Source organism: Acinetobacter sp. GW821-FHT01C12 (assembly GCF_059422625.1).
This window is the reverse complement of record NZ_JBWKXD010000002.1, coordinates 784,973-791,025: the sequence shown is the minus strand read 5'-3', so window position 1 is coordinate 791,025 and position 6,053 is coordinate 784,973. Positions and strand designations below refer to the sequence as shown.

Annotated in this window: 7 protein-coding genes; 3 read left to right on the top strand and 4 right to left on the bottom strand. The window is 39.1% G+C overall.

Annotation, left to right across the window (positions count from 1 at the left end; genetic code table 11):
- From AC07WY_RS09270 to rimI, 3 genes are all read left to right on the top strand, one after another.
- The coding region (locus tag AC07WY_RS09270; RefSeq protein ID WP_445585612.1) for an EF-Tu C-terminal domain-related protein at positions 1 to 77 on the top strand (77 nt) is incomplete at its 5' end.
- Positions 78 to 297: 220 nt separating this feature from the next.
- The gene (locus tag AC07WY_RS09265; RefSeq protein WP_004817558.1) at positions 298 to 1,179 is read left to right on the top strand and encodes a metal-dependent hydrolase; all 882 of its coding nucleotides are present in this window, start codon (positions 298 to 300) and stop codon (positions 1,177 to 1,179) included.
- A gap of 110 nt (positions 1,180 to 1,289) precedes the next feature.
- Entirely contained in the window at positions 1,290 to 1,748 is a 459-nt protein-coding gene (gene rimI / locus AC07WY_RS09260; RefSeq protein WP_004723651.1) for a ribosomal protein S18-alanine N-acetyltransferase, read from the top strand.
- Between the two features lie 38 nt (positions 1,749 to 1,786).
- Here rimI and AC07WY_RS09255 read toward each other — a convergent pair whose 3' ends face one another.
- The 4 genes from AC07WY_RS09255 to trxB all read right to left on the bottom strand — a co-directional run bounded on the left by AC07WY_RS09255 (position 1,787) and on the right by trxB (position 6,040).
- A complete protein-coding gene (locus tag AC07WY_RS09255; RefSeq protein ID WP_419336232.1) occupies positions 1,787 to 2,602 on the bottom strand; it encodes an arginyltransferase in 816 nt (271 codons plus the stop codon).
- Between the two features lie 23 nt (positions 2,603 to 2,625).
- Positions 2,626 to 3,357 (bottom strand): leucyl/phenylalanyl-tRNA--protein transferase, encoded by a 732-nt coding sequence (gene aat / locus AC07WY_RS09250; RefSeq protein WP_004723649.1) that lies wholly within the window; start codon positions 3,355 to 3,357, stop codon positions 2,626 to 2,628.
- Positions 3,358 to 3,425: 68 nt separating this feature from the next.
- Entirely contained in the window at positions 3,426 to 4,976 is a 1,551-nt protein-coding gene (locus AC07WY_RS09245; protein ID WP_494736230.1) for a methyltransferase regulatory domain-containing protein, read from the bottom strand.
- A gap of 110 nt (positions 4,977 to 5,086) precedes the next feature.
- Positions 5,087 to 6,040 (bottom strand): thioredoxin-disulfide reductase, encoded by a 954-nt coding sequence (gene trxB / locus AC07WY_RS09240; protein ID WP_494736229.1) that lies wholly within the window; start codon positions 6,038 to 6,040, stop codon positions 5,087 to 5,089.
- Between the last annotated feature and the right edge of the window lie 13 nt (positions 6,041 to 6,053).

The following is a 6,053-nucleotide window of genomic DNA, read 5'->3' as shown; positions in this document are numbered from 1 at the left end:
ACCCAGGTCTACGTTTTGCGATCCGTGAAGGTGGTCGTACAGTTGGTGCTGGTGTAGTTGCTAAAGTAACTGCATAATCGCTGATTGTGTAAAAAGAGCGCTCCTTTGGGGCGCTTTTTTTATGGATAAAATAAAGCGTCTATAAATTGTTAGACAATACCCATCAAAAGCTGTCCTTAACTGATATTTGTGTGACCTAATCTGCAATTATTAAACTTTCATAAAAACGTAATATAAAGAAAGAGAAAAACAAACATAAAGAATTTAAGTGAAACTCACTTAATAGGAGGAATCGCAATGAATGCAAAAGTGAATATTTCAAACCGTGCTGGTGCGTCTTTCCCTGTACGTCGTATGGATTTTAATTTTGACGATGTACCTGAATATTGGGCAAGTGGTTCAGCGGGTATTACACATTTCATGACTGCATTGTCAGCATTGTTCCCAGATGGTGAAAAACTTTTTATTGATTCTGTGCGCGCAGTACGTTATCACCCTGCGATTAAGGACAATGAAGCATTACAAAAAGAGATTAGTGCTTTTATTGGACAAGAAGCCATGCACACCAAAGAGCATGAAAACTTCAATGCTTCAGCAAAAAAGTTTGGTCATGATGTTGAGAAATACGAGCGTGAAACAGGTGTGTTAATTCAAGGCGCACGTAAATGGTTTGCACGTGTAGTCAAGCCTTTTGGTATGACTCAAGAAATGGTGGATTTAACTGCGACCACTGCATTAGAGCATTTTACTGCAACAATTGCTTCGCAACTGCTGGTCAATGGACATATTCAAAAGTTAATGACTGATCCAACGATGTCGTATATGTGGTATTGGCATGCTGTGGAAGAAAATGAACATAAAGCAGTGGCTTATGATGTCTATGAAGCAGTGTTTGGTAAAGGTATCAAAGCTTATGGCTTACGTACTACGGCTTTAGTTTTTGCAATGGTACTCATCTTTATGGCGCAATCATCTTTTGTGGTGCGTTTATTAAAAGAAGATGGCAAGCTCAATCTAAAAGAGCTCGGTATTATTTATAAATATGCTTATAGCCCATCTAAAGGCATTATCACAGGAATGACCAAAGAAATGTTGGCATACTTTAAGCCAGGTTTTCATCCAAATGATCTCGACACAGTGAGTTTGCTTGAGACATGGAAAGCGAAACTGGGGCTGTAACGCTTAAAGTCAGCATTTTGGTTAAGGAGCAACAATTGTTGCTCTTTTTTATTAGACTTATTGGTTTAATTTCTTATAATTCATTTTTTATATTGAGTTGATGAACGCAGATGATTCGTTTAATGCAATCTTCAGATCTGCACGCTGTTTCTCAAATTGAAGACTTGGTACAAAGTCATCCTTGGAAAAAAAGTCAATTTGAAGAGTCTATAACAAGTTATCTAAGTACGGTGATTGAGCAAGACCATCAAGTGGTGGGCTTTTGTATTCTGCAACCTGTTTTAGATGAAGCCAATTTATTACTTATGGCCATTCATCCGAGCCAGCAGGGTAAAGGATTAGGCTATCAACTGTTAGATGAGTCGATTGCATTATTAAAAAATAATCCAGTACAAATCTTTCTGGAAGTGCGTGAGTCAAATAAAGCTGCGATTGCGCTGTATGAAAAAGCCAACTTTCATCAAATTGATTTAAGAAAAAATTATTATCCGAATCAACAGGGCGGCCGTGAACATGCAATTATTATGGTCAAAGCCTGTAGTGATGATTTTTCAAAATTATTTAAATAAGCCTAAGCAATATCGAGAATGCGAACAGCGAAAGCCGATTATTTGATAATCGGCTCATTCCATTCTGAGGGCAGGGTGGTCATCAACATATCGCCCAACTCTTGAATTTCTTTGGCTTCCAAGTGACGATTGATCCGTCGCCATTGTCCATCTAATAATAATTCAAATGGTGCATATTGAGATTTGTAATTCATTTTCTCGGCATGTGGAACCCAATACCCGAGGTAAACAAAATCTAGATTCAACGATTTTACATATTCAATTTGTTTGAGAATCGCAAAAACCCCCAGTGAACGTTTACTTTCATTTGGATCAAAGAAGGTATAGACCGCAGAGACACCATCATCCAATTGATCACAGGTAGAGACACTAATTAAACGATTATCTTTCCACAGTTCAAGGAAAAAGCTGTTGGTACAACTGTGAATCAGGAATTTTTCAAATTGGTCGTAACTGGGTGGGAACATATCACCATCGGCGTGTCTTTCAATAATATAACGCTCGTACAGATGATAATGCGTTTGTGTGGCCTCTTGGGTCGAAATAATTTTAACGGTTAAATCTTGATTGCGTTTCCAGGCTTTTTTCTGAGCACTGCTCATTTTAAATTCAGTCACTGGCACCCGACAAGATAAGCATTGGCGGCAAAGATGACATTCAGGGCGATAAACAAAATCACCACTGCGTCTAAAACCTACACGCGATAATTCGGAAAGTGTGACAACATCAATACGATGTACAGGGTCGAGAAACACCATACGTGCAGATTTATTTTCAAGATAACTGCAATCATGTGGTGGCGTAATATAGTACTGTAAGTCGTTTAATAGGGACTTAGGATGATAAGAATTCATAAATCATGTCCCTCCTTTTATTTTCATTCCATTAAGCGCGATAAAATCGCTATTGTTTTACTTGAAAATACACGCTCTTGATAACTTTTCCAATCTATAGAGGGTTGTTTTATTACATCTTGTAACGATTTAAGGTATTCATGGCGAGAAAGTGTACAAGCACCAAGGCTGAGTAAGTGATCATTGACCAATTGACAGTCAATCCACGGTAAATTATTTTCTCGGCCCAATAACATCAGTGTGTAAAAAGCCATTTTGGAAACATCGGTTTGAGTGCTAAACATCGACTCACCAAAACAACCATGGCCAATCGTTACACCATACAGCCCTCCTACAATTTTATCTTGATCCCAGACTTCAACACTATAGGCATAACCAGCTTCAAATAGTTGGCAATAACCGTGAATAATCTCCTCGGAAATCCACGTTTCATCCGCATAGCTACGTGGGAGCGAACAAGAACGGATGACCTGTTCAAAAGCATGATTGATGGTAATTTTATAATCAAACTTTTTCATATTTCGCAGTAGTGATTTACTTGGGTGATAATCCTGAGGGCGAATGATGCAACGGGGCTCTGGACACCACCAACAAATTGGTTCACCTTCGGAAAACCAAGGAAATAAGCCATGCGTATAGGCTTCATATAATGTAGAAGGCGCTAAGTCTGCACCTATACAAATCAAGCCTTGTTCATCTGGATCAGCTTCTATTGGATCTGGAAAAATAAATTGTGAAAGGGGGAGTTGATTCACGAGAATTCATCAATAAAAAAGATCAGCTTTATCTTAGCTGATCATGTGATTAAATGTCTAAACAGACCTTATGCAAAAAGTTTCAAATGTTTTGCAATTTTGAGTTTGTCACTATCTAGAAAGAACTGGGCTTTCTCTTGAATGACTTCAAGGCTGGTTTTTGGATCCGAAACGGTATTGCCTTGTTGATCCAATACCAGCCAGCCTAATTGAGTCAGCACGTCCCAAACATATTGTGCAAATTGTGCGGCAGAGTCTAGCCCATCGATAAAGTGAGCGCGATAGAAGAGTTGGGTAAACTGATCGGCTGGAATACCAATCCCTGTGAGTGGGCAGGCCAAAACTTGATAATTGGTATGATAGCTGGCTTGCTCAAGGAAATAACGATTTAATTTCTGAGCATGTTCAACCATATCTGGATTTGAAGCTGCCTGACACGGTTGTGCCAAGCCTAAGTGACATAAAATCACCAAGGCATTAAGCAGCTTGGAATAAGTAATATTAGGGATGGCCTGTTCAAGCTCTGCAATCGTCTGCGGCTTATAGTCAGATTGTTTAAAATAAGCACCGAGTGGTTGATAAATCTCTTGGATTAAATCGAACTCACCTAAGTATCCTGAAATTGTTTTTGGTAATTTTTCTGGTGCAGTTAATAAGACAAAGGCTGTATTTCTCAAGCGATGTTGAATTTCTAATGCAGTTAAGGTGTTTTTCCCGCGGATATATAAATCTTTTCTAAATTGTGTATTGGCAAAATAATCACGGCATTGCTCTTTAAAAACAGGATGTTCAATGGTGTTTAAAAATTGCTGATGTTGCTCACTAAAATTAATGTTATCTAGATGCGAATTTAAATCTGTTGAACCCGCATAGGTCAGTTTAATTTCTTCTAAAATTCGCACCACTTGTTGAAAAGAAAAACACTGCCAATCTTGATTTAGGTATTCGTGGATCAAATAGTTTGGGTTTTGTTTTTTTAAATCTTGCACTTTATTGAGTGCATTGGGATTTCTCTGGGCAAAGAGGGGATTCTGCGTTAACAGCTCTTCACTAAAGTTAAGTGAATCATTTACTTTTTGTAGCGGGTTGGTACTGGTGCTATTAAATTTAAAATGACTGTGAAATAACTCACGGACTGGCATATTGGCAGCCCAACCGGTCAAGCAGTTATAGCTGATATAGACAATCCCATTGGGACTTAAAAATTTTCGGATAAACTGCAAAATAATATGTTGGTTTTCGTGGCTAATCCAACTCCAGATCCCGTGTAAACTAATCGAGTCAAACATCGGTAAGTCTTTGTTGAGTAACTCTTCAAAACTTGCATCATAGAAGTGATGCGGGACTTGATTTTGTTCAGCCAAGACATTGGCATGGGCAGCGTGAGCAGGGTTAAAGTCTGTACCAAAAAATAAACCAAAACTGGATGCAGCATGAATATTTAGACTGACACCTTGACCAAAGCCGAGTTCACAATGTTTGTGACGTTCATTGGTGGGTGGGCAATCAACCCCATTGAGTAATAAGCAAAACTTTTGGTAGTTCGGGCTTAAGTCTCTGTAGTAACCATAGGTGTAATTTACTTCGGTCTGGTAGCCATCGGTCCACGCTGTTGTCATGTTTTTTCCTATAATTTGTATTCATTTAAAGTCATTGCTCTTGTTTATTTATAAATCAAAAATAGACAAACCGCCATGTAGGCAGTTTGTTTTTACACAAAATAAATCAATTATTCTAAGCCATCTAAATAGCGGTCAGCGTCAAGTGCAGCCATACAGCCTGAACCTGCAGATGTGATTGCTTGACGATAAACATCATCAGCAACATCACCAGCAGCAAATACACCCGCTACAGATGTCGCTGTGGCATTGCCCGCAGTACCGCTGCGTACTTGAATATAGCCATTACGCAGTTCAAGTTGATTTTCAAACATTGCCGTATTTGGTTTGTGACCAATTGCCACAAACATACCTGATACGTCAACGTCTTGAGTTGAATCATCTTGGGTAGACTTAATACGTACAGAGGTCACACCAGAATTGCTGTCACCTAAAACTTCATCAACTTGATGGTTCCAGATGATCGAAATTTTACCTTCTTTAACTTTTTCGTTGAGATGGTCTTGAAGGATTTTTTCCGAACGTAATTTGTCACGACGGTGTACCAAGGTAACGTGTGACGCGATATTGGAAAGATATAGTGCTTCTTCAACAGCAGTATTACCACCACCCACAACCATGACTTTTTGGTTTTTATAGAAGAAACCATCACAAGTTGCGCAAGCACTTACACCTTGACCCATATAAGCCTGTTCAGACTCAAGCCCTAAATATTGTGCTGTTGCACCTGTTGCAATAATTAAGGCATCACAAGTGTACTCTTCCATATCGCCTTTAAGTACGAAAGGGCGAACCTGAAGATCAACTTCATTGATATGATCGTATAAAATCTCAGTACCAAAACGTTCAGCATGCGCTTGCATACGATCCATTAATGCAGGACCTGTTAAACCTTCAGCATCACCAGGCCAGTTCTCAACATCAGTCGTGGTGGTTAATTGACCGCCGAGTTGCATACCTGCAATTAAGGTTGGTTTTAAATTTGCACGCGCGGCATAAACAGCAGCACTATAACCAGCAGGGCCAGAACCTAAAATAATTAACCGAGAGTGACGAGCGCTCATGAGTCATCCTTTT

Coding starts and splice junctions, on each gene's coding strand:
- AC07WY_RS09265 (WP_004817558.1), top strand. CDS start 298: ATGAATGCAAAAGTGAATATTTCAAACCGTGCTGGTGCGTCTTTCCCT.
- rimI (WP_004723651.1), top strand. CDS start 1,290: ATGATTCGTTTAATGCAATCTTCAGATCTGCACGCTGTTTCTCAAATT.
- AC07WY_RS09255 (WP_419336232.1), bottom strand. CDS start 2,602: ATGAATTCTTATCATCCTAAGTCCCTATTAAACGACTTACAGTACTAT.
- AC07WY_RS09245 (WP_494736230.1), bottom strand. CDS start 4,976: ATGACAACAGCGTGGACCGATGGCTACCAGACCGAAGTAAATTACACC.
- trxB (WP_494736229.1), bottom strand. CDS start 6,040: ATGAGCGCTCGTCACTCTCGGTTAATTATTTTAGGTTCTGGCCCTGCT.